20 protein-coding genes are annotated in these 20,328 nt (G+C 69.1%); 5 read left to right on the plus strand and 15 right to left on the minus strand.

Annotated features, from left to right (window positions below; genetic code table 11):
- The first annotated feature begins 121 nt into the window (after nucleotides 1-121).
- Nucleotides 122-1,807: a sensor histidine kinase gene (locus JJL56_RS10850; protein ID WP_200485127.1), complete on the plus strand. Its 1,686-nt coding sequence runs from the start codon at nucleotides 122-124 to the stop codon at nucleotides 1,805-1,807.
- Nucleotides 1,808-1,828: 21 nt separating this feature from the next.
- Here JJL56_RS10850 and JJL56_RS10855 read toward each other — a convergent pair whose 3' ends face one another.
- The 5 genes from JJL56_RS10855 to JJL56_RS10875 form a co-directional block, all read right to left on the minus strand.
- The gene (locus tag JJL56_RS10855; protein ID WP_247891010.1) at nucleotides 1,829-2,428 is read right to left on the minus strand and encodes a 3'-5' exonuclease family protein; all 600 of its coding nucleotides are present in this window, start codon (nucleotides 2,426-2,428) and stop codon (nucleotides 1,829-1,831) included.
- Nucleotides 2,429-2,456: 28 nt separating this feature from the next.
- Nucleotides 2,457-4,289: a putative nucleotidyltransferase substrate binding domain-containing protein gene (locus tag JJL56_RS10860; protein ID WP_211111821.1), complete on the minus strand. Its 1,833-nt coding sequence runs from the start codon at nucleotides 4,287-4,289 to the stop codon at nucleotides 2,457-2,459.
- Nucleotides 4,290-4,406: 117 nt separating this feature from the next.
- Nucleotides 4,407-6,119: a cation acetate symporter gene (locus JJL56_RS10865; RefSeq protein WP_145625538.1), complete on the minus strand. Its 1,713-nt coding sequence runs from the start codon at nucleotides 6,117-6,119 to the stop codon at nucleotides 4,407-4,409.
- Complete coding sequence (locus JJL56_RS10870) at nucleotides 6,119-6,421, minus strand: DUF485 domain-containing protein (protein WP_014239204.1); 303 nt, start codon at nucleotides 6,419-6,421, stop codon at nucleotides 6,119-6,121. Before JJL56_RS10870 ends, JJL56_RS10865 begins: the two co-directional genes overlap by 1 nt.
- A gap of 218 nt (nucleotides 6,422-6,639) precedes the next feature.
- Nucleotides 6,640-7,164 carry a DUF1178 family protein gene (locus JJL56_RS10875; protein ID WP_200485129.1) on the minus strand — a complete coding sequence of 175 codons (525 nt, stop codon included), beginning with the start codon at nucleotides 7,162-7,164 and terminating at the stop codon, nucleotides 6,640-6,642.
- Nucleotides 7,165-7,296: 132 nt separating this feature from the next.
- On the opposite strand from JJL56_RS10875, the gene JJL56_RS10880 reads away from it, so the two are divergent.
- Entirely contained in the window at nucleotides 7,297-7,929 is a 633-nt protein-coding gene (locus JJL56_RS10880; RefSeq protein ID WP_200485130.1) for a class I SAM-dependent methyltransferase, read from the plus strand.
- Nucleotides 7,930-7,936: 7 nt separating this feature from the next.
- Here the strand turns inward: JJL56_RS10880 and JJL56_RS10885 are convergent, their stop codons facing one another.
- The 4 genes from JJL56_RS10885 to JJL56_RS10900 form a co-directional block, all read right to left on the minus strand.
- Nucleotides 7,937-8,773, minus strand: a complete 837-nt coding sequence (locus tag JJL56_RS10885; RefSeq protein WP_145625541.1) for a carbon-nitrogen hydrolase family protein — start codon at nucleotides 8,771-8,773, stop codon at nucleotides 7,937-7,939.
- The gene (grxC, locus tag JJL56_RS10890; protein ID WP_014239199.1) at nucleotides 8,770-9,033 is read right to left on the minus strand and encodes a glutaredoxin 3; all 264 of its coding nucleotides are present in this window, start codon (nucleotides 9,031-9,033) and stop codon (nucleotides 8,770-8,772) included. Before grxC ends, JJL56_RS10885 begins: the two co-directional genes overlap by 4 nt.
- An 89-nt stretch (nucleotides 9,034-9,122) precedes the next feature.
- A complete protein-coding gene (locus JJL56_RS10895; RefSeq protein WP_145625542.1) occupies nucleotides 9,123-9,866 on the minus strand; it encodes a ComF family protein in 744 nt (247 codons plus the stop codon).
- A 13-nt stretch (nucleotides 9,867-9,879) separates the two neighbouring features.
- On the minus strand, nucleotides 9,880-10,146 hold the full coding sequence (locus JJL56_RS10900) for a flagellar biosynthetic protein FliQ (protein WP_035669536.1): 267 nt from the start codon (nucleotides 10,144-10,146) through the stop codon (nucleotides 9,880-9,882).
- A 94-nt stretch (nucleotides 10,147-10,240) separates the two neighbouring features.
- Between JJL56_RS10900 and JJL56_RS10905 the strand changes: the two genes are divergently transcribed.
- Nucleotides 10,241-11,137 (plus strand): methyltransferase domain-containing protein, encoded by an 897-nt coding sequence (locus JJL56_RS10905; protein WP_200485160.1) that lies wholly within the window; start codon nucleotides 10,241-10,243, stop codon nucleotides 11,135-11,137.
- Between the two features lie 183 nt (nucleotides 11,138-11,320).
- Here the strand turns inward: JJL56_RS10905 and JJL56_RS10910 are convergent, their stop codons facing one another.
- The 3 genes from JJL56_RS10910 to JJL56_RS10920 form a co-directional block, all read right to left on the minus strand.
- The gene (locus JJL56_RS10910; RefSeq protein WP_149164084.1) at nucleotides 11,321-12,088 is read right to left on the minus strand and encodes a sulfite exporter TauE/SafE family protein; all 768 of its coding nucleotides are present in this window, start codon (nucleotides 12,086-12,088) and stop codon (nucleotides 11,321-11,323) included.
- Nucleotides 12,089-12,180: 92 nt separating this feature from the next.
- Nucleotides 12,181-12,786: a hypothetical protein gene (locus tag JJL56_RS10915; RefSeq protein ID WP_200485131.1), complete on the minus strand. Its 606-nt coding sequence runs from the start codon at nucleotides 12,784-12,786 to the stop codon at nucleotides 12,181-12,183.
- Nucleotides 12,787-12,869: 83 nt separating this feature from the next.
- On the minus strand, nucleotides 12,870-13,016 hold the full coding sequence (locus JJL56_RS10920) for a hypothetical protein (protein WP_167555893.1): 147 nt from the start codon (nucleotides 13,014-13,016) through the stop codon (nucleotides 12,870-12,872).
- 106 nt (nucleotides 13,017-13,122) lie between these two features.
- Between JJL56_RS10920 and JJL56_RS10925 the strand changes: the two genes are divergently transcribed.
- Nucleotides 13,123-13,686, plus strand: a complete 564-nt coding sequence (locus tag JJL56_RS10925) for an ankyrin repeat domain-containing protein (RefSeq protein ID WP_145625545.1) — start codon at nucleotides 13,123-13,125, stop codon at nucleotides 13,684-13,686.
- Between the two features lie 7 nt (nucleotides 13,687-13,693).
- Nucleotides 13,694-14,701 carry a cobalamin biosynthesis protein CobD/CbiB gene (locus JJL56_RS10930; RefSeq protein ID WP_145625546.1) on the plus strand — a complete coding sequence of 336 codons (1,008 nt, stop codon included), beginning with the start codon at nucleotides 13,694-13,696 and terminating at the stop codon, nucleotides 14,699-14,701.
- Nucleotides 14,702-14,942: 241 nt separating this feature from the next.
- Here JJL56_RS10930 and JJL56_RS10935 read toward each other — a convergent pair whose 3' ends face one another.
- From JJL56_RS10935 to secA, 3 genes are all read right to left on the minus strand, one after another.
- Entirely contained in the window at nucleotides 14,943-16,469 is a 1,527-nt protein-coding gene (locus JJL56_RS10935; RefSeq protein ID WP_247891011.1) for a DEAD/DEAH box helicase, read from the minus strand.
- A gap of 253 nt (nucleotides 16,470-16,722) precedes the next feature.
- The gene (mscL, locus tag JJL56_RS10940) at nucleotides 16,723-17,169 is read right to left on the minus strand and encodes a large conductance mechanosensitive channel protein MscL (protein ID WP_145625547.1); all 447 of its coding nucleotides are present in this window, start codon (nucleotides 17,167-17,169) and stop codon (nucleotides 16,723-16,725) included.
- 134 nt (nucleotides 17,170-17,303) lie between these two features.
- Complete coding sequence (gene secA / locus JJL56_RS10945) at nucleotides 17,304-20,054, minus strand: preprotein translocase subunit SecA (RefSeq protein WP_145625548.1); 2,751 nt, start codon at nucleotides 20,052-20,054, stop codon at nucleotides 17,304-17,306.
- Between the last annotated feature and the right edge of the window lie 274 nt (nucleotides 20,055-20,328).

Below are 20,328 nucleotides of genomic sequence, written 5' to 3' on the forward strand. Positions count from 1 at the left end.
GCGCGGCGCGGTTCAACGGGCGTACCCAGGGAACAGGAGCCCGCAAAAAAGTGTTGGTCCGCCACAAAAGCCACGACCTTCGATGCCACGCCAACCCGTCCTTTCCCGTCCCGCCGAAATCATGCCCCTGCGCGCCCTGCGATCCAAAGGTTCCCCTCTGCTCTACCGGATGCCGGGGTCGGCGCTGGTTCTGATGGTCTGCGCGGTGGCGCTGCTGCTGACGCTCGGGCTGTCGGCCAGCTTCGCGTTGCGCGACCGGGCGGCGGCCCTGCAGCACGCCCAGGACACCGCCGGCAACGCCAGCCTGCTGGTCGCGGAGCACGCGGCCCGGCTGGTGGAGACCAGCGACCTGATCCTGAAGCAGGCGGTCCAGCTCGCCGGACCGGCGGACGCACCGCTGCCCGACGACCGGGCCGACTGGGAGCGCTACGCGGCGCTGGTGCGGGGCACGCCCTATCTGGTGTCGATCTGGCTGTTCGACGGCGAGGGGAACCCCGTCCTGACCACCCGCCGCTTTCCCACCCCGGCGATGAACGTCGCCGACCGCGATTACTTCGTGGCCCAGCGGACGGGCGGCAGCGAGGCGGGCGGCCATCTCTTCATCACCGCGCTGGACAGCAGCCGCTACAGCCAGGAGCCGTTGATCCTCCTCTCACGCCGGCTGCCCGCAGCACCGGGGGAATTCCGCGGCGTGGCCCTGGTCGCCGTCTCGCCGCGCTACGTCCGCGACATCTACAAGAGCTTCGATTTCGACTACGCCCGCTCCATCACCCTGCGCCGGGCCGACGGCACGGTGCTGCTGCACGAGACCCAGGGTCCGGACGCCACCGACAGCGCCGCGGCGGAGGCCGCCGGGGAGCCGGAAATTTCCGCGCTGCGCCGGGTGGACAGCGTGCCGCTGACCGCCGAGGTGGCCATCCCGGTGAGCAGCGTCATGGATCGCTGGCACGGACAGCTCTGGACCTACATCTCCTACGCGCTGGCGGCCTTGGCCGCGGTGTCGGTGATCGGCGGGATCGCCCTTCAGCGCGCCCGGCGGGAGCGGCAGGCGGAGAACGCGCTCCAGCACGCCTACGACACGCTGGAGGAGCGGGTTCACCAGCGCACGGCGGAGCTGGAGCGGACCAACGCCCAGCTCGAAACGGCGGTGACCGACAAGGAGGTCCTGCTGAAGGAGGTCCAGCACCGGGTGAAGAACAACCTTCAGGTCATCTGCAGCCTGCTGCGCCTTCAGGCCGCCCGCATCGACGAGCCGGCCCGCCGCGCCTTCGACGAGAGCCTGCGCCGCATCCAGTGCATGAGCCTGATGCAGGAGCTGCTCTACCGCTCCGACCAGCCGGCGCGCATCGACTTCGCCGATTACCTGCGCCAGCTCTGCGACGGGCTGGTCCGCTCGACCAACCCGACCGGGGCACGGCTGACGGTGAACGCCCCCCAGCCCTGGAGCCTGGACGTCGATCAGGCCACCCCGCTCGCCCTGATCGCCAGCGAGCTGGTGTCCAACGCGCTGCTCCACGCCTTCCCCCTCGGCCATCCCGGCACGGTGACGGTGGAACTGCTGCCGGAAGGGACGGAGGGCATGCGGATGACCGTGCGCGACGACGGCACCGGCCTGCCGCCCGATCCGTCCGCGCAGAACCGCGCGAACGAGAAGCGCCAGAGCGGGCTGGGGCTGGTTCTGGTCCGGGCGCTGGCCCAGCAGGCCGGGGCGCAGGTGACCATCGACCGCCAGCCGGACGGCGGGCCGGGCACCCGCTTCATCGTGTCGGTGCCGACCCTCGCGAAGGCCCAGACGAAAGTGGCCTGAGGGGGCTTGTGTGAAGCGCCGTCAGGGCTGCGGCGGCTCCAGACGCAGATAGACCATGGCGGAGGCGAGCGCGCTGGCGTAGGCGTCGTCCCCGGCGCGCGGCGGCAGGTCGAGAGCGCGCAGGATGCTGTCCAGCCGCAGATCGACCGCGTATTTGCCGGGCGCCTTGGCCTTGCGGCCGTAATAGAGGCTGGACACCTCGATCCGCTGGTTCGGCAGGGCCATGCCCACCATCGGCTGCACCAGCCGGTCCAGGAGCCCCACGGTGAAATCCAGGTAGTAACCGACCAGCGGCCGGTTGCCGATGAAAGCCAGCAGACGCGACAGCGCGGGCTCCGCCGGTTCGGTGGGCCAGAAGGAGAGAATCAGGCGCTGGCTGGTCAGGACGCGGCTGCCGCGGATGCGCAGCGCGGCGACGCCGCGCAGATCCGCCGTGGCCGCGTCGAAGGAGGTGGCCTCGCAATGGATCGCCACCCGCTCCCCGCTCTCGTCCCCCGACAGCAGCAGGGCACGGTCGGGATGCTCGGCATGAAGGCCGGCGGTGTCGGCGACGGTGGAAATCGGAGCGGGAGCGGCCACCACCCCGTTGGCCACCACGCTGGCAATGGTCTCGGTCGGCATGCCGCCTCCTCTCCCCGCTCGCGGCGGGTCAATGGTTCAGGTGGAAGTGGTAGGCGAGGAGTTCCTTGAACTTCTTCACCAGCGCCAGACAGTCCTTGAACTGGTCGCGGTCGAGCTTGCCCAGGGTCTCCGTGCGGACGAGGTTGTCGGTCTGGGTGCCGGACACGCTGCCGTCCAGCCCGGCCTTCAGCCGCAGCGTGGACAGGAAGGTGAAGGCGTCGGCCAGTTCGCCCGCCACGCTGCGGTCGAGAACGCCCTGGTCGGCGAGCGCCCAGATGCGCTCGGTCGTGTTGGTCTCCGCCATGTGCTTTTCCAGCGCCAGCGCGCGGACGCCGTGGACGATGGGGAAGATGCCGGCCTTCTTGATGTCCACCGCCTCGTTGCGGCGCCGTTCGAACAGGCCGCCGAACAGGCCCGACGGCGTGTCGAAGGCGAGCGCCGGGCGGGCGAAGGCGGTGAAGAACATCTGGTTGTCCTGAAGCCGGCCGAGCAGATAGCCCTTCGCCTCGCCCAGCAGGGCGGCATCCCCGGCCACCGCCGCCGCGTCGTAGAAGATGGCGAGGTTCATCTGCGCCGCCTCGTCGGGCCGGTGAATCCAGTGGAAAAGGGAGTCCTTGTACTGCGCCAGAGGGCGCGTCCAGTCCGGGTTGGACACCATGATGCGCCCCGGACAGGGCGGGTAGCCGAATTCGACCAGATGGCGGGTGAAGGCGTCGGTCACCTGGGACAGCGTCGGGCAGTCGTAGCCGTCGCGCAGGATCAGCCCGTTGTCCTGGTCGGTCTTCAGGAGCTGCTCGCCGCGCCCCTCGCTGCCCATCACGATCAGGCAGGCGTTCGCCAGCAGGTCGGGCGGCGCCAGCAGTTCGAACAGGCGGCGGAAGATCTTGCGGTTCAGCTCGGTCACGAGATCGGCGATGAAGGACACCTTGACGCCGGTGCCGTGCAGCGTGCGGATCAGCCCGACGATGTCCTGACTGGCCCGGCCCAGATCCTCCGGCGTGGCGGCGCGGTCGACCCTGAGCGCGATGACCTGGGAATGGTTGGACAGGACGGCCAGCAGATCGGTCTGCTCCAGCAGGCCGGCGATCTCGCCCTGCTCGGTGATGACGAGACGGCGCACCGAATGCTTGGTCATCAGGATCAGCGCGTTGAACAGCAGGTCGTCGCGGTCCAGCGCCAGCAGCTCGTAGCGGGCGAGCGGCCCGACCGGGCTGTCCACCGGGCGCCCCTCCAGCACCACGAGGTCGCGCAGGTCAGTGCCGGTCAGGATGCCGATGCGACCACCGCTCTCAGGGCCTCCATTTTTGGGATCGCTCTCGCGGACCAGCACGCTGCTCGCCTGGTTGCGCTTCATCGCCGCCGCCGCGTCGCGCAAGGACGCCCCGGCTTCGACGAAGACCGGCGGGTGCAGATAGGCCTGCCGGATGCGCGCCATCGTCAGCGCGGCGGTTTCACGGTTGGACCGCTCATTGGCCAGAGCGCTCAGCCGGTCCGCGAACTCCTGCTGGATCAGCGCGCCGAAGGCGGCGTTCTCGTGCGCCAGTTCGAGAAGGATCGGACGGGGCACCAAATCGCACAGCGTGTCCTCCGCCGCGACGAAGCTGCGCGCCTGCCCGTCGGAGAACAGAGCCTGGAGGTCGAAGCTGTCGTGGGCGCCGTGCACCGCCACCACCTCGCCGCCCCGGCGTTCGTGGACCAGCCCCTGGCGCACCACGAACAGGCAATCCGCCGGCTCGTCCCGGCTCAGGATCACGCTGTCCCGGACATAGACGCCGAGGTCGAGCGCCGCGACGAGCCGCTGCCGCTGCTCCGGGGTCAGGCGGTCGAAGGGGGAGACGGAGAAATCGAAGGCGTCGGACAAAATCCGCTCCACGAACCGGCGGGTGAATAAAAAAGGCGCCCCAAGACCGCTGTCTTGAGGCGCCTTGAAGATTACACCAGCCCCCTCATCTGCGGAAGGCGGGTGCGACCATTCGCATTAGTGAGCAGAGGCCCCTTCCGCGCCCAAGCCGGTCTGCGACCGGATGTACTGGGCCTTGTAGGCCTCGCGCTCGTCCTGCGCGGCCTTGCTGTTGTCGGTGATCGAGAAGAACCAGATCGCCAGGAACGACAGCGGGATGGTGAAGATGCCCGGGTTGTCGTACGGGAAGAGGGCGGCCGGGTTGCCCAGCACCGACTTCCACACGGTCGGACCCATGATCAGCAGGCTGACCGACGAGACCAAGCCGATCCAGCCGCCCAGCACGGCGCCACGGGTGGTCATCCGGCCCCAGAACATCGACATCAGCAGAACCGGGAAGTTCGCCGAGGCCGCGATCACGAAGGCGAGGCCGACCATGAAGGCCACGTTCTGGTTCTCGAAGGCGATGCCGAGGAAGATCGAGACGATGCCGATGACCACCGTGGTGATCTTCGACACGCGGATCTCGTCATGCTCCGACGCGCGGCCCCTGGCGATCACCGAGGCGTACAGGTCGTGCGACACGGCCGAGGCGCCGGCCAGCGTCAGGCCCGCGACCACCGCGAGGATGGTGGCGAAGGCCACCGCCGAGATGAAGCCGAAGAACAGGTCGCCGCCCACCGCGTGCGCGGTGTGGATGGCCGCCATGTTGGAGCCGCCGATGATGGTCGCCGGGTTGGCCAGCGCGCCCGCCGCGGGGGCCGCGGTCAGGAACGGATAGGCGCCGGTGGCGTCCGGGGCCAGCAGCAGCACGATGGCGCCGAAGCCGATGATGAAGGTCAGGATGTAGAAGTAGCCGATGAAGCCGGTCGCGTAGAACACCGACTTGCGGGCTTCCTTGGCGTCCGACACCGTGAAGAAGCGCATCAGGATGTGCGGCAGGCCGGCGGTGCCGAACATCAGCGCCATGCCCAGCGAGATCGCCGAGACCGGGTCGGAGATGAGGGCGCCCGGCGCCATGATGGCGGTCGCCTTCGGGTGGACCTGGGTGGCCGTGGCGAACATCGCCTCCGGGCTGAAGCCGAACTTGGCGAGCACGGCGAAGGCCATGAAGGAGGCGCCCGACAGCAGCAGCACCGCCTTGATGATCTGCACCCAGGTGGTGGCGAGCATGCCGCCGAAGGTCACGTAGGCGATCATGAGAACGCCGACGATCACCACCGCCCACATGTAGTCGAGGCCGAACAGCAGCTGGATCAGCTTGCCGGCGCCGACCATCTGGGCGATCAGGTAGAAGGTCACCGTGGCGAGCGAGCCGCAGGCGGCCATGGTGCGCATCGGGGTCTGCTGGAAGCGGTAGGAGGCGACGTCGGCGAAGGTGTACTTGCCGAGGTTGCGCAGCCGCTCGGCGACCAGGAACAGGATGATCGGCCAGCCGACCAGCCAGCCCACCGAGAAGATCAGGCCGTCGAAGCCGGAGGTGTAGACGAGGCCGGCGATGCCGAGGAAGGACGCCGCCGACATGTAGTCGCCGGCGATGGCGAGGCCGTTCTGGAAGCCGGTGATGCCGCCGCCGGCGGCGTAGAAGTCCTTCGCCGACTTCGTGCGGCGCGCCGCCCAGTAGGTGATGCCGAGCGTGGCCAGCACGAAGATCAGGAACATGACGATCGCCGAGAGGTTCGTCGCCTGCTTCTGAACCGCGCCTTCGACCGCCGCCGCGTGCACCGACGCGGGGATGAGCGCGCCGGCCGCGACGGCCGCGACGCCCACACGATTGACCAGCGAACGCATCACTTCGACTCCTCCATGATCTGCCGGTTCAGCTCATCGAACTCGCCATTCGCCCGGTGGACGTAGATGCCGGTCAGGATAAACGCCGAGATGATGGTGAAAAGGCCGACGGGGATACCCCAGGTGGTCACGCCGCTGCCGATCGGGGTACCCAGGAACCCCTTGCCGAACGCGACCAGCAGGATGAAGCCGAAGTAGATGACGAGCATGGCGATCGAAAGCGTCCACGCGAATGCGCTGCGTTTCTGCACCAGCTCCTGAAACTTGGGATTCGCGAGAATCCTCTGAGCGTTTTCTTTCATAGTGCGTCCCCTCGCGAGTGCCGAGCGATTTTTGCAAGGTCATATTAGACACTCGGGCCATATGGTCTTTGTAACGAACTATCCCGTCAACAACTTTGATGCAGGCCAACCGCTAAAAAGCGGCTTGACGCAGCCCGCAGCCGTTGTTCCGGAGGTTCATCCACAAACCCATGGCAGCGAAAGGGCAAGGGGTGCACGAAATATTGTGAAGCGTGGGCTTAGGAATTGGTGCGCGGAAGCCAAGGTATGCGACCAAAAGTCACACCTTCCTCCTTCAACTCTTCCGCTTCCTTGTCGGTGGCCTCGCCATAGATCCCGCGCGGGTCGGTTTCGCCATAATGGATGCGCCGGGCCTCCTCGGCGAAGCGATCCCCGACGTAATCGCAGTTTCCCTCAACCGTGCGGCGAATGTCCGCCAACTGACGCATGACCTCCGCCGCGAGGCGCTCGCGCATCTCCTCCGGCACGGGCGACGTTGCGGACGCCGGAGGCGCGGCGGGCGCCGTTGCGCCGCCGTCCGCCGCGGGCACCGCCTCCGGCGCGCCGCTCTCACGGGGTGCGTCGTCCTTGGGGCGGCCGCCTTTGGCGATGCGCGGGGCCATGGGGGCCTTGGCGATGTGCGTGTCGCCGCAGACCGGGCAGGCGATGGCTCGGGCGGCGGCCTGCGTCTCGTAGGCATCGCCGTTGCGGAACCAGGCTTCGAACCGGTGGTCGGCCGTGCATTTCAGAACGAAGAGGATCATGTCCCCGTCGGAAGCTCCAAGGTGAGAAGAACGGATGGCAATGGTATACGATCGATAACCGGTTGCCAGTTCACCACGACGCCGACGTCGCGGTCAAACACGCGTCATGAAGAGATTGGGAGCATCCATCCCTTGTCCACACCGCCCTCCGCCGGATCGCCCCCCAACGGATCGCCCCATGCCGCGATCAGTCCGCCCTCTCCCTGGGTCCTGCGCTTCGCGCCGCTGGTGCGGGCGGGCGGCCCGGTCCTCGACCTCGCCTGCGGGTCGGGGCGGCACCTGCGTCTGTTCCAGACGCGCAACCATCCGGTGGCCGGGCTGGACCGCGACCTGCGCGGGGTGGCCGACCTGACCGGAACGGCGGGGGTGGAGCTGGTGGAGGCCGATCTGGAGAACGGGGCGCCCGTGCCGCTGCTGCGCGACCGCCGCTTCGCCGCGATCGTGGTGACCAACTACCTGCACCGCCCGCTGTTCCCCGCGATCCTCGACGCGCTGGAACCGGGCGGCCTGCTGCTTTACGAGACCTTCGCGCTGGGCAACGCCCGCTTCGGCCGTCCCGCCTCCCCCGCCTTTCTGCTGCGCAACGGCGAGCTGCTGGAGGTGGCTCGCGGGCGTCTTCAGGTCGTCGCCTACGAGCATGGCGAGGTCGCTTCGCCCAAGGCCGCGATGGTGCAGCGGCTGTGCGCGGTCAAGGACCTGGAGGCCGGACACGGCCTGGACGGCGACCCGGAGCCCAGGCCGCTGCCCCACCCCCTGCCCGCATGACGGCCGGTTAAAAGCCGACCCGGTCGAGCGTGAAGGCCCGGTCGTGGGTCAGGGCCGGCACCATGCGGCGGGCCTCCTCGACGCGGGCCATGTCCAGCTCGGCCAGGACGAAGCCCACCGCCTCCTCGGCGTCGGCCAGCACCTCGCCCCAGGGGGCGACGATCAGGGAATGGCCGTAGGTCAGCCGCCCCTGGTCATGGCTGCCGGTCTGGGCCGGGGCCAGGACGAAGCAGCCCGTCTCGATGGCGCGGGCGCGCAGCAGCGTGTGCCAGTGCGCCCGCCCGGTCGGCACCGTGAAGGCCGCCGGCACCGTCAGGATCGACGCCCCCGCCTGGGCCAGCGCCCGGTAGAGATAGGCGAAGCGCAGGTCGTAGCAGACGGTCATCCCCACCCCGCCCCAGGGCGTGGCGGCCAGGACCGCCCGGTCGCCGGGCCGGAAGGTCGCGGATTCGCGGTAGCTCTCCCCGCCCTTCAGGTCCACGTCGAACATGTGGAGTTTGTCGTAATGGGCGACGGCCCGCCCCTCGGCGTCGAACAGATGGCTGCGGTTCGCCACCCGCCCGTCGTCGAGCAGGACGCCCAACGTCCCGGCGAGCAGCCAGGCTCCCGTCTCCCGCGCCAGATCGGCGAAAAAGGGGATCGCCGGATGCTCGTCCGCCGGCTTCACCCGCTCCAACACCTTGGCGCGGCCCTGGACGATCATGCTGACATTCTCGGGCAGGGCGATGAAGTCCGCTCCGGCGTCGCGCGCCCGGCGGACCAGATCGCCCGCCGCCTGAAGGTTCGGAAGGATTTCCGTGCCGGCGTTGACCTGGACGCAGGCGGCCTTCAGGACGCCGCTCATCCCCCGATTCCCAGGATCGGGTCGAGCTTGCCGGCGCGGTCCAGCGCGTGGATGTCGTCGGAGCCGCCGTAGGGCTTGCCGTCGATGAAGACCTGCGGCACGGTCATGCGCCCCTCGGCACGCTGCACCATCTCCTCGCGGCGGCCCGGCTGCATGTAGAGGTCGATCTCCTCATACGCCACCCCCTTGCTGTCGAGCAGGCGCTTGGCGCGCGAGCAATAGGGGCAGAAGGGCGTGGTGTAGATGACGACGTCGGCCATGCGGAGGGCTCCTTGGCTGTTTTGAACGGTTATAAGATCAACCGCCGCACCGCGCCACCCGTTACGTTTTCATGGCTCACGTTCACGGCTCACGTCTTGACGACGCGCGCCAGGGTCAGCGCGTCCACCCGCTCCGCCCCGGCGCGCAGCAGCACGCGCGCGCATTCCGACAGGGTGGCCCCGGTGGTCAGCACGTCGTCGACCAGGACGATCCGCTTGCCGGCGACCCGCGGCTCCAGCCCCGGCCGGACCGCGAAAGCGCCCTTGACGTTCCGCCGCCGCCCCGAGCGGTCCAGCCCGCCCTGCGACGGGGTGGACCGGCGCCGGACCAGCAGGTCGGGAAGCACCGGGCGCCCGGCCTGCCGCCCCGCCGCCTGGGCGAGCAAAGCCGCCTGGTTGTAGCGGCGCCGGAACAGCCGCAGGCGGTGCAGCGGCACCGGGGCCAGCAGATCGGCGTCGGCCAGCAGCTCCGCCCCGGCGCGGGCCAGCCACGCGCCGTAGGCCCCGGCGGCGTGGATACGGTCACCGTGCTTGAAGCCCAGCACCAGCGGGCGGCTGCCGTCGTCGTAGGCCAGGACGGCGCGGGCGCGGGCGAAGACCGGCGGCTCGGCGATGCAGGCCCCGCACAGCGGCTCTCCCTCCAGCGCGAAGTCGAAGGGCGTGCCGCATCCGGTGCACAGCGGCGGCGCGATGAAGGTCAGGCCGCTCCAGCAGGACGCGCACAGCCCACCCTGCCGGTCCACCGCCCCGCCGCAGCACAGGCAGCGCGGCGGCAGCAGCGTGTCGAGAATTCCCGCCAGAACCTTGGTCGCCAGCCGCTGCGGAAGGGCCATCGCGGCACGTCCCTCAGTTCAGGCCGGCGATGCGGTCGAAGATCACGAAGGTGTAGTCGCGCAACGCGATGTAGATCGCCGGCCCGGTGATGAACAGGATCGCCAGCGTCGCGAAGATCTTCAGGTCCTGCTGCAGCGTCGATTCGTTGATGTTGGTCGCCTGCTGGAAGATGGTCAGCAGCATGCCGAGCACCGTGGTGACGACGAGGACCGGGGTGGTGATCTTGATGATGACGATCAGCGCCTCATAGGTGGCGCCGATGGCTTCCTCGATGCCCATGGCCAAGCTCCAGCGACGTTCGGCGCCGAACATAGCACAGCCCGGCCCCTTCGCCGATGGTTGTAGCCCGCTGGGGCTGGGCTATATTGCGGGCATGACCACGCCCGACAGCATGACCGTCTTCGACCGCGCGCTCGTCCGCCGCCGCCGCGACCGCGCCGTCCCCGCCTTCGCCGAACACGCCTTCCTGTTCGAAGAGGTGGCCGAACGCCTCGCCGACCGGCTGGAGGACGTGGCCCGGCCCTTTCCCACCGCGCTCGACCTCGGCGCCCATGACGGGGTGATGGGGCGGACGCTGCGCGGGCGCAAGGGCATCGAGACGCTGGTCGCCTGCGATCTCTCGCCCGGCTTCGCCCGGCGGGCCGGGCCGCTGGCCGTCGCCGCCGACGAGGAGTTCCTGCCCTTCGTGCCGGAGACCTTCGACCTCGTGGTCAGCAACCTCAGCCTCCACTGGGTCAACGACCTGCCGGGGGCGCTGGTCCAGGTGCGGCAGGCGCTGAAGCCCGACGGCTTCTTCTGCGCGGCCATGCTGGGCGGGGAAACGCTGCTGGAGCTGCGCCGCTGCCTGTACGAGGCGGAGATGGAGGTGGCCGGCGGCGTGTCGCCCCGCGTGTCGCCCTTCGCCGAGATCCGCGACGTCGGTGGGCTGATGCAGCGCGCCGGCTTCGCCCTGCCGGTGGTGGACAGCGACGTCATCACCGTCACCTACAGCGACGCCTTCCGCCTGATGCGCGACCTGCGCGGCATGGGCGAGAGCAACGCCGTGCTGGCCCGCCGCAAGGTCCCGGCCACCCGCGCCCTGCTGTTCGACGCCGCCCGCCGCTACGCCGAGCGCTACGCCGAACCGGACGGGCGCATCGAGGCGACCTTCCAGATCCTCTATCTGGCCGGCTGGTCGCCGCACGAGAGCCAGCAGCAGCCGCTCAAGCCCGGTTGTGGGGAAATTCCGTTGGGCGAGGCGCTGAAGGGGGCGGCGGGGACGCTGTCGTAATTCCTGGAGTGTCGCTTGGGCGGCAATTCACCACGAAGACACGAAGGACACAAAGAAAGCACGAAAAACCGCGGCACTGAGAAGGCCGCAGGTCTAGAATTTTTTATCCGGGCTTACGCTTGATCAAGCCAAACAACCTTCGTGAAAACTTAGTGTCTTTCGTGTCTTTGTGGTGAAAACCCTTTACCCGATCATCCGGATCGCCATCCAGCCCAGCACCCCGGCGTTCACCACCATGATGACCGGCGCCGCCCGCGCCACCGCGGAGCGCCAGGTGCGCCCCGCCAGATGGCCGGCGAGGCCGACCGCCAGCAGGCTCGGCAGCGTGCCCAGCGCGAAGGCCGCCATGCCCAGCGCGCCGGTCAGCGCGCTGCCGCTGGCCGCCGCCACCGCCACCGCACCGTAGAGAAGACCGCAGGGAATGAAGCCGAGCGCCAGACCCAGCGCGTAGCCGCGCCAGCCCGTGGGGTTGCCGAACAGGGGGCGGGCCAGCCGGGACACCCGGTCGCCCCACCAGCGCTGCACCGCGCCGTCGAGCTTCGGCACCCAGGCCGTCAACCCCTTCACCGCATAGCCGAGGAAGAACAGCGCCGCGAAGGCCAGCAGCGCCACCGACAGCCATTTCAGCCCGGGCAGCGCCCCGACATGGCCGGCGACCGCCGCCGCCGCCGCGCCGATGAGCGTGTAGGTGGTGCCGCGCCCCAGATGGTAGGGCAGCACCGCCGCCCCGGCCAGCCGGTGGAACTCGCTCATCCGCGAGGCCGGGACCTGCTCCAGCCGGGCGGTGACCTGGGCCAGCACGAAGGGGCCGCACATGCCCGCGCAATGGGTCGATCCCCCGACCAGCCCCGCGGTCAGCAGCGCGACCAGAAGCCCGCCGTCGCGGTCGATGACGACGGCGCACTGGTTGAGGCCGGCTTCGAGAAGCGTCAGGGCCGAATGGGCGTCCAAGGCGGATCTCCGGTTGGAAGACCGCCCGTGTATAGGGCAAGCCCGCCGCGAAGGCCATGACCTGGGTCAACGGGACCCGGACGCCCCTCTGGTCACCCCTCGGAGCCGGACTGCGGCACCTCGTGCACCTCGACCGGCCGGGCGGCGTGGCGGTTCATGATCTCCAGCGCCTGCTGCTCCCGCCCGGCATCGGCCAGATTGACCCACAGCAGGATGCCGCCCTTGTCGAGGTGCTGGAGCATCGGCTCGTTGCGCTTGTCGGTCAGCCAGCTCGACATGACCGACCCCATCGCACCGCCGCCCACCCCCGCCGCCGCAGCGGCCGCCGCCGCCGCCAGGGCCGTACCGCCGGTCGCCAGGACGGCGCCGGTCGCCAGGATCGCCCCGACATAGGCCGGGAATCCGACCGCCACGCCCTTCACGCTGCCGACATCCTCCGGCGAGACGTAGGACTGGCGCGGCGCGTCGGGGTCGTGGGCGATGTCCTCCGCCCGCTGCGGCACATGGCCGAGATGGTCGCGGATGGTCTCGTCGTTGGCGAGGACACTCAGCTCATGGCGTTGGAAGCCGGCGAGTGTCAGGTCGTCGACGGCCTTCTGCAGGGCGTCGCGGCTGGCGAAGATGCCCACGGCCTCGCGCACGGCGCCGCGCAGATTGCCGCCGGAGCGGTTCGCGTTCACATCACTTTCGAAGGTCATGGCGGTCTTCCCCTGTTGCGCTTCCCGGTTGAGCTTCAACCATGGCCGCCGAGCGGAGGTTCCCGCCGGGAGACCGGGCGACGTCAGGGCGTTCCCGCGGCGGCGGGCGGGGTCACCACGCCGCGCGGCTCCGGCATGGTCCCCAGGAACCACCACAGGCCCAGCGCGATCAGCGCGGCCTTCACCGCCAGGAACAGGGCGATGTGGCGGGCGAGCGGGTTGCGGACCATGGGCGCCTCCATTGCAGCGGGTCGCCGTCGCCAAACCGGGCCAAACTGGATAGTATCCCCAGCCGAAAGACGGATCACCCACACGGATCGCACAAAAGGACGCGCCATGAAACGGTTGCTGATGCTCAGCCTGCTGGCCCTCGGCCTGACCGCCCCCGTCGCCGCGCCGGCCCTGGCCCAGATCAACCTTCTGGAAGGCCCCTCCATGGTCAAGGCGGTGACGTCCAACGACGCCAGCGCGCTGCGGCTGCTCCTGCTGAAGGGGGAAAACCCGAATCAGGTCGATGCCGGCGGGCGGCCCGTCCTGCTGCTGGCCATCGGCAACGGCCATCCGGAGCTGGTGCGGCTTCTGCTGGATGGCGGGGCGAATCCCAACCGCGCCGACAAGTCCGGCAACACCCCGCTGCACTATGCGGTGGAGGCCGACGCGCCGGAGGCGGTGGACCTTCTGCTGACCAAGGGGGCCAAGGTCGACCAGGACAACCGCCAGGGCATCACCCCGCTGATGACCGCGGCGCGCTTCGGGCGCGTCGATCTGGTGGAGCGGTTGCTGAAGGCCGGGGCGCAGGCCGACCGCACCGACTTCACGGGCCGCACGACGCTGAGCTGGGCGCAGGACAGCCGCAACGCCCGCGTGGCGAACCTGCTGCGCCAGGCCGGGGCGCGCTGAGGCGGCGATGGGCGACGCCCTGCTCACCTCCGTCCTCGGCGCCGCCCCCCTGAACGGTCCGGGTCCGCTGTTCCTGCTGCTGCTGGCCCTGGCCATCGACGCCGCCGCAGGCGACTGGATCGGGCGCGTCCTGCCCGACCCGGCGGCGCTGGCGCAACGAGTCTGCGCCTGGGCTGACCGGCGGCTGAACCGGGTGGAACGCGGCAAGACCGCCCGCCTGCTGCGCGGCGCACTGGTCGTGCTGGCGCTCGTGCTGGTTGCCGTCGCCGTCGGCCTGATCGTCGAGCGGATCGGCGCGCAGAGCCGCGGCTGGCTGCTGGAACTGGCGGTGATCCTCGCCACCCTGCGCGGGCGAAGCGCCTGGGCGCGGGTGCGGGCGGTGCGCCGCGCCCTGGACAAGGGCGGGGTCGCTCCGGCGCGGGACGCCGTCGCCCCCCTCACGCGCCGCCACGCCTTCAGCCTGGACGAGCACGGCGTCGCCCGCGCCGCCATCGAGGCCGCCGCCAAGGGCTTCGCCCGCAAGCTGGTGGCGCCGGTCTTCGGCTACGCCTTGCTCGGGGTGCCCGGCCTGCTGGTCTGGGCGGTGGTGGACGGCGCCGACACCGCGTTGGGCCACGCCGGCGTGCGGCACGAGCGCTTCGGCCAGACCGCGGCGCGGCTGGACGACGCGCTGAACGCCATCCCGGCGCGGCTGGCGGCGGTTCTTCTGGCGTTGGCCGCGCCCTTCGCCGGGGCGAAGGCCGGCGGCGCCTTCCGCACGATGATGCGGGACGGCGGCAAGGCGGCCTCCCTCAACATGGGCTGGCCGACCGCCGCGATGGCCGGCGCGCTGGGCCTGGCGCTGGGCGGTCCGCACCGCGACGGCGGCGTGGTCATCACCGAACCCTGGATCGGCGAGGGCCGCGCCCGAGCCACCGCCGCCGACATCGGGCGGGCGCTGGCGGTCTACGCCGTGGCCGGGTTGATGCTGGCGCTGCTCGTGGCGCTGCTGCTGTGGGGGATCGCGGGGCTGTAAAGCGCGGGAGCGGGGAACAAGACTTCACATGGATTGCACGAACGATTTCACGGATTACACGGATTCACTTATTGATTCTTGCCGTCTTTGTTGTTCGCGCAAGCGCAACAGCGTTCTCATTATTATCAATAAAAATCCGTGAAATCCGTGGATAGTCTTGCCCGCCACGCCACGACCTGCCCAAGAAAAAAGGCGCGATCCCGAAGGACCGCGCCTTTTTCATATCAGCGGCGAACCGCTGTTACCACTTGGACGCCCGGTGCGCCGGCTTGCCGCCCTGGGAGTCGCGGCGGGCATGGCCGCCGTGCTCGTTGCGGGCATGCTCGTTCCGGTTCGCCGGACGACCCTGCGGACGGCCCGAGTTGCCGGCAGGCTCGGCGCCACCGGCGTTGCGGACCCACGGCTTCTTGCCGTAGCCGCCGCCGTTGCCGCCACCCGGACGACCCGAACGGCCCGCCGGACGGCCACCGCCGCCGCCGCCGGTCTGGAACGGACGCTGCGGCTCCAGGCCGGGAACGACGTGGATGTCGAGGCGGGTGCCGGTGTAGCGCTCGATGCGGAACAGGGCGTCGCGGTCGGCGCGGGCGGCGAAGGAGACCGCCACGCCCGAGGCGCCCGCACGGCCCGTACGGCCGATGCGGTGGACATAGTCCTCCGCCGAACGCGGCAGGTCGAAGTTGATGACGTGGGTGATGTCGCGCACGTCGATGCCGCGCGCCGCCACGTCGGTCGCCACCAGCAGGCGGACCTGACCGGTGCGCAGGCGCTGAAGCGTGCGGTTGCGCTTGAACTGGTCCATGTCGCCGTGCAGGGCGGCGGCGGCGTGGCCGGCGTCGCTCAGCTCCTCGGCCAGCGCATCCGCGTCACGCTTGGTGGCGGCGAAGATGATCGCCTTGCCGACCTCGGGCTGGTCCGCGAAGTGCTTCAGCAGGCGACGCTTGTGGTCCATGTCGTCGGCGTGGTGCAGGCGCTGCTCGACGTTCACCGCGGTGGTCGCGCTTTCCACGGCGACACGCACCGGGTTGCGCAGCAGGTTGCCGGCGAGCTGGGCCATGCGGCGGTCCAGCGTGGCGGTGAACAGCAGCGTCTGGCGGCTCTCCGGGCAGCACTTGGCGATGGTTTCCACATCGTCCAGGAAGCCCATGTCGAGCATGCGGTCCGCCTCGTCCAGGATCAGCACCTCGACGGCGCTGAGGTCGATGCGGTTGCGCGACACATGGTCGAGCAGGCGGCCGGGGGTGGCCACCATCACGTCCACGGCGCGCGACAGCAGACGAAGCTGGTCGCGGTAGGGCATGCCGCCGACGACGTCCACGATGTTGTACTTCATGAACTTGGCGTACTTGCGGGCGGCGTCGGTGACCTGCTTGGCCAGCTCGCGGGTCGGGGCCAGCACCAGCACGCGCGGGGCGGCGACGCCAAGGCGCGGCAGCTCGACGGTGCGGGTCAGCGCCGGCAGCATGAAGGCCGCGGTCTTGCCGGTGCCCGTTTCGGCGGTCGCCAGGATGTCGCGGCCTTGCAGGGCCGGCGGGATCGCCTCGGCCTGGACCGGGGTCGGGGTGTTGTACTCGAACGCTTCCAGCGCCTTCACGACCAGCGGGTGGACGCCCAGCCCGGCGAACGCGTTGGGGGTAACGGTTTCAGTGGTGTCGGTCACGGTTTCGCCGGCGACGGCAGTCTCGACGACAGCAGTCTCGATGACAGAGGTCTCGGTGACGGTGGTCTCGGCAACGAGAACGTCGGCGGCGGTCATTTCGATGGACGACAAGTAGGGTAACCTTTCCTCAGGACCATGACGGCGCACGGCCGCAGCACCAGGATGGTGAGCGGTGGAACGCCGGCGTTTTCGCCGGGAGGAGGTCGGAAGAGGGAGAGGCGTCTGTCCGAAGCTACGGGCGACCGGGTCCCAAGGAAGGCCGTCCCGAAATATCAAAGCGCGTCTCGCTCAAGAGACGCGCGAGCCTCCAGCGATCAAGACGCCTTACATAAAGGGTTGCGCTGCACAATCCAAGAAGATTCTTTCACGCCCCCGGTCGGGTCGGGTCCCCGGAAGCGGTTGCCTGCCGTGCGCGCAGCGCATCCCGGATCTCCTCCAGCAGGATCTCCTGGCGGGGCGGCGCCTTCGGCTTGGAATCATGGAGGAAATGCAGGCGGTTGACCTGCCGCACGATGAGGAACAGCGCCCCCGCCACGATGAAGAAGTTGATCAGGGCGTTGATGAAGCGGCCATAGTTGATGGTCGCCACCCCCGCCGCCTCCGCCGCGGCCAGGCTCTCGTAATGGCCGCCGGACAGGTTCAGGAAGTAGTTGGAGAAGTCGATCCCGCCCATGACCCAGCCGATGGGCGGCATCAGCATGTCCCTGACCAGCGAGTTGACGATGCCGGTGAAGGCCGCGCCGATGATGATGCCGACGGCCAGTTCCACGACGTTGCCGCGGCTGATGAAGGTCTTGAATTCCTGCAACATGGCTGCGCTCCCGCTTGTTGATCGGAAGAACGCCACAGCCCAGCCGAAGTTTCCAGGGCGGCAAAAGGAAAGGGCCGGACCTCGCGGCCCGGCCCTTTCCTGCATTCACCGCCGGAATTCACCGACGGCGGCGCCTACGCCACCTTGCCGTGGCAGTGCTTGTACTTCTGGCCCGAGCCGCAGGGGCAGGGCGAGTTGCGCGGCGTGTTCGCCCAGGCGTTGGGGTCGGCCCCCGGCACCACCGAGGCGGCAGCCTCGCGGCGGACCATGCCGGCGGGCAGCGGCGCGTCGGCGGGCGGATAGCCCCCCTGCCCGACGGCTCCGGCCTCGGCCATGGCCAGCGCCGGATCGTCGCGACCCTCGTGCATCTCCTGCGGCGGGCGGGCGTAAAGCTCCTCCGGCTGCGGGGCGATGCGGATCTCGACATGCATCAGCACGGCGGTCACCTGCTCGCGCAGGGTCGACAGCATGGTTTCGAACAGCTCGAAGGCTTCCCGCTTGTACTCGTTCAGCGGGTCCTTCTGGGCGTAGGCGCGGAGGCTGATGCCCTGGCGGAGATGGTCGAGCTGGAGCAGGTGGTCCTTCCATTCCTGGTCGAGGATCTGCAGCAGCAGGCTCTTCTCCACATGGCGCATCGTTTCGGCGCCGTAATTCTCCACCTTCTCCGCGTATTTGCGGTCGGCGGCCTCGCGGACGCGCTCCTCGATCTCCGGCTCGGCGATGCCCTCCTCCTTGGCCCAGTCGGCCACCGGCAGGTCCATGCCCAGCAGGCGGTTCACCTCCTCGTGCAGGCCGGCGATGTCCCAGGCCTCGGAGTAGGAGTTCGGCGGGATCGCCTTGTTGACCATGTTGGAAACGACCTGATGGCGCATCTCCAGGACGGTCTCGGCGATGTCCTCGGTGTCCATGATCTCGCGACGCTGCTCATAGACGACCTTGCGCTGGTCGTTCATGACGTTGTCGAACTTGAGCAGGTTCTTGCGGACCTCGAAATGGTGGGCCTCGACCTTGGTCTGGGCCTTCTCCAGCGCCTTGTTGATCCAGGGGTGGATGATCGCCTCCCCCTCCTTCAGGCCCAGGCGCTGCAGCATGCCGTCCATGCGCTCCGACCCGAAGATGCGCATCAGGTCGTCGTCCAGCGACAGGAAGAACTTCGACGCGCCCGGATCGCCCTGGCGGCCCGAACGGCCGCGCAGCTGGTTGTCGATGCGGCGGCTCTCGTGCCGCTCCGTGCCGACGACGTAGAGGCCGCCGGCCTGCTTAACCAGTTCGCGCGCCTCGGCCACCTCGGCCTCGATCTGCTTGACCTTGGCGTCGCGCTCCGGCCCCTCGGGCAGGTTCGCCAGCTCCATCTGGATGCGCATCTCGACGTTGCCGCCGAGCTGGATGTCGGTGCCGCGGCCGGCCATGTTGGTGGCGACCGTGACGGCGCCCGGACGGCCCGCCTGCGCGACGATGTAGGCTTCCTGCTCGTGGTGGCGGGCGTTCAGCACGTTGTGCGGGATGCCGCGCTTCTTCAGCAGCTCGGCGATCAGCTCCGACTTCTCGATGGAGGTGGTGCCGACCAGGACCGGCTGCTGGCGCTTGCGGGCGTCCTCGATCAGGTCGGTGATCGCGTCGTACTTCTCCGACGCCTTGCGGTAGACCTCGTCATCCATATCCTTGCGCTGGACCGGCACGTTGGTCGGCATGTCCACGACCTCCAGGCCGTAGATCTCCGCGAACTCCGCCGCCTCGGTCATCGCCGTGCCGGTCATGCCGGCCAGCTTCGGGTAGATGCGGAAGTAGTTCTGGAAGGTGATGGAGGCGAGCGTCTGGTTCTCGCGCTGGATCGTCACCTTCTCCTTGGCCTCCAGCGCCTGGTGCAGGCCCTCCGAATAGCGGCGGCCCTCCATCATGCGGCCGGTGAACTCGTCGATGATGATGACCTTGTCGTCCTTGACGATATAGTCCTTGTCGCGCTGGAACAGCGTGTAGGCGCGCAGTGCCTGCTGGGAATGGTGGACCAGCGCCACGTTCTGGATGTCGTACAGCCCGCCCGCCTTCAGCAGCCCGGCCTCGGCCAGAAGCTGTTCCATATGCTCCTGCCCGGTCTCGGACAGGCTGACCGTGCGGTTCTTCTCGTCCAACTCATAGTCGTCCCGCGTCAGCAGCGGGATCAGGCGGTCGACCTGCACGTACATTTCCGACGAATCGGTGGACGGGCCGGAGATGATCAGCGGGGTGCGCGCCTCGTCGATCAGGATCGAGTCGACCTCGTCCACGATGGCGAAGTTGAAGGGCCGCTGGACCATGTCCTCCAGCCGGAACTTCATGTTGTCGCGCAGATAGTCGAAGCCGAATTCGTTGTTCGTGCCATAGGTGATGTCGGCGGCGTAGGCGGCGCGGCGCTCCTCGTCGTCCAGCCCGTGCACGATGCAGCCGGTGGTCAGGCCGAGGAAGCCGTAGATGCGGCCCATCCAGGCGCTGTCGCGCGAGGCCAGATAGTCGTTCACGGTGACGACGTGGACGCCCTTGCCCTCCAGCGCGTTCAGATAGACGGCCAGCGTGGCGACCAGCGTCTTGCCTTCGCCGGTGCGCATCTCGGTGATCTTGCCCTGGTGCAGGACCATGCCGCCCATCAGCTGCACGTCGTAGTGCCGCTGCCCCAGCACGCGCTTGCCCGCCTCGCGCACGGTGGCGAAGGCGTCGGGCAGGATGGCGTCGAGCGTCTCGCCCTGCGACAGCCGGCCGCGCAGCCAATCGGTGCGGGCGCGCAGCGCGTCGTCGGAGAGCGTCGCCAACTCGGGCTCCAGCGCGTTGATCTGCTGGACGGATTTTTGCAGCGCCTTGACCGTGCGCGTGTTGGCGGTGCCGAAAATCTTGCGGGCGAGAGCACCGAACATGAAAACCTCGGGGGTGGAACGTCGTGAAGCCGGCTTTTTGACCGGTCTCACATAGGCCCGAAGCAAGTTTCTGTCAACGAGACCCGCCCCTTTGCCCGGCCCTTTGAGGGGTGCGTCGCGGGGTGCCGGCGCTGCACGGGGCGGGGATCGGCGTGTGATGCGCCCTGGAAGCACCACCGTTCCGCCGCCATATCGCCTTGAACACGGTCGAAGCAAGGCGCCGAAGCAAGGCGTCACGGCCGCGCATCACGACCGCTTGCCCCGCGCCGCGAAC

Origin of the sequence: Azospirillum aestuarii, assembly GCF_016632405.1 — a bacterium.
GTDB classification, from domain to species: Bacteria; Pseudomonadota; Alphaproteobacteria; order Azospirillales; family Azospirillaceae; genus Azospirillum; species Azospirillum aestuarii.

Excerpts from the sequence above, each read along its gene's own strand:
- JJL56_RS10850 (WP_200485127.1), top strand. The coding sequence starts at position 122 with ATGCCCCTGCGCGCCCTGCGATCCAAAGGTTCCCCTCTGCTCTACCGG.
- JJL56_RS10855 (WP_247891010.1), bottom strand. The coding sequence starts at position 2,428 with ATGCCGACCGAGACCATTGCCAGCGTGGTGGCCAACGGGGTGGTGGCC.
- JJL56_RS10865 (WP_145625538.1), bottom strand. The coding sequence starts at position 6,119 with ATGCGTTCGCTGGTCAATCGTGTGGGCGTCGCGGCCGTCGCGGCCGGC.
- JJL56_RS10870 (WP_014239204.1), bottom strand. The coding sequence starts at position 6,421 with ATGAAAGAAAACGCTCAGAGGATTCTCGCGAATCCCAAGTTTCAGGAG.
- JJL56_RS10875 (WP_200485129.1), bottom strand. The coding sequence starts at position 7,164 with ATGATCCTCTTCGTTCTGAAATGCACGGCCGACCACCGGTTCGAAGCC.
- JJL56_RS10885 (WP_145625541.1), bottom strand. The coding sequence starts at position 8,773 with ATGAGCGGCGTCCTGAAGGCCGCCTGCGTCCAGGTCAACGCCGGCACG.
- grxC (WP_014239199.1), bottom strand. The coding sequence starts at position 9,033 with ATGGCCGACGTCGTCATCTACACCACGCCCTTCTGCCCCTATTGCTCG.
- JJL56_RS10895 (WP_145625542.1), bottom strand. The coding sequence starts at position 9,866 with ATGGCCCTTCCGCAGCGGCTGGCGACCAAGGTTCTGGCGGGAATTCTC.
- JJL56_RS10900 (WP_035669536.1), bottom strand. The coding sequence starts at position 10,146 with ATGGGCATCGAGGAAGCCATCGGCGCCACCTATGAGGCGCTGATCGTC.
- JJL56_RS10905 (WP_200485160.1), top strand. The coding sequence starts at position 10,241 with ATGACCACGCCCGACAGCATGACCGTCTTCGACCGCGCGCTCGTCCGC.
- JJL56_RS10915 (WP_200485131.1), bottom strand. The coding sequence starts at position 12,786 with ATGACCTTCGAAAGTGATGTGAACGCGAACCGCTCCGGCGGCAATCTG.
- JJL56_RS10920 (WP_167555893.1), bottom strand. The coding sequence starts at position 13,016 with ATGGTCCGCAACCCGCTCGCCCGCCACATCGCCCTGTTCCTGGCGGTG.
- JJL56_RS10925 (WP_145625545.1), top strand. The coding sequence starts at position 13,123 with ATGAAACGGTTGCTGATGCTCAGCCTGCTGGCCCTCGGCCTGACCGCC.
- JJL56_RS10930 (WP_145625546.1), top strand. The coding sequence starts at position 13,694 with ATGGGCGACGCCCTGCTCACCTCCGTCCTCGGCGCCGCCCCCCTGAAC.
- mscL (WP_145625547.1), bottom strand. The coding sequence starts at position 17,169 with ATGTTGCAGGAATTCAAGACCTTCATCAGCCGCGGCAACGTCGTGGAA.
- secA (WP_145625548.1), bottom strand. The coding sequence starts at position 20,054 with ATGTTCGGTGCTCTCGCCCGCAAGATTTTCGGCACCGCCAACACGCGC.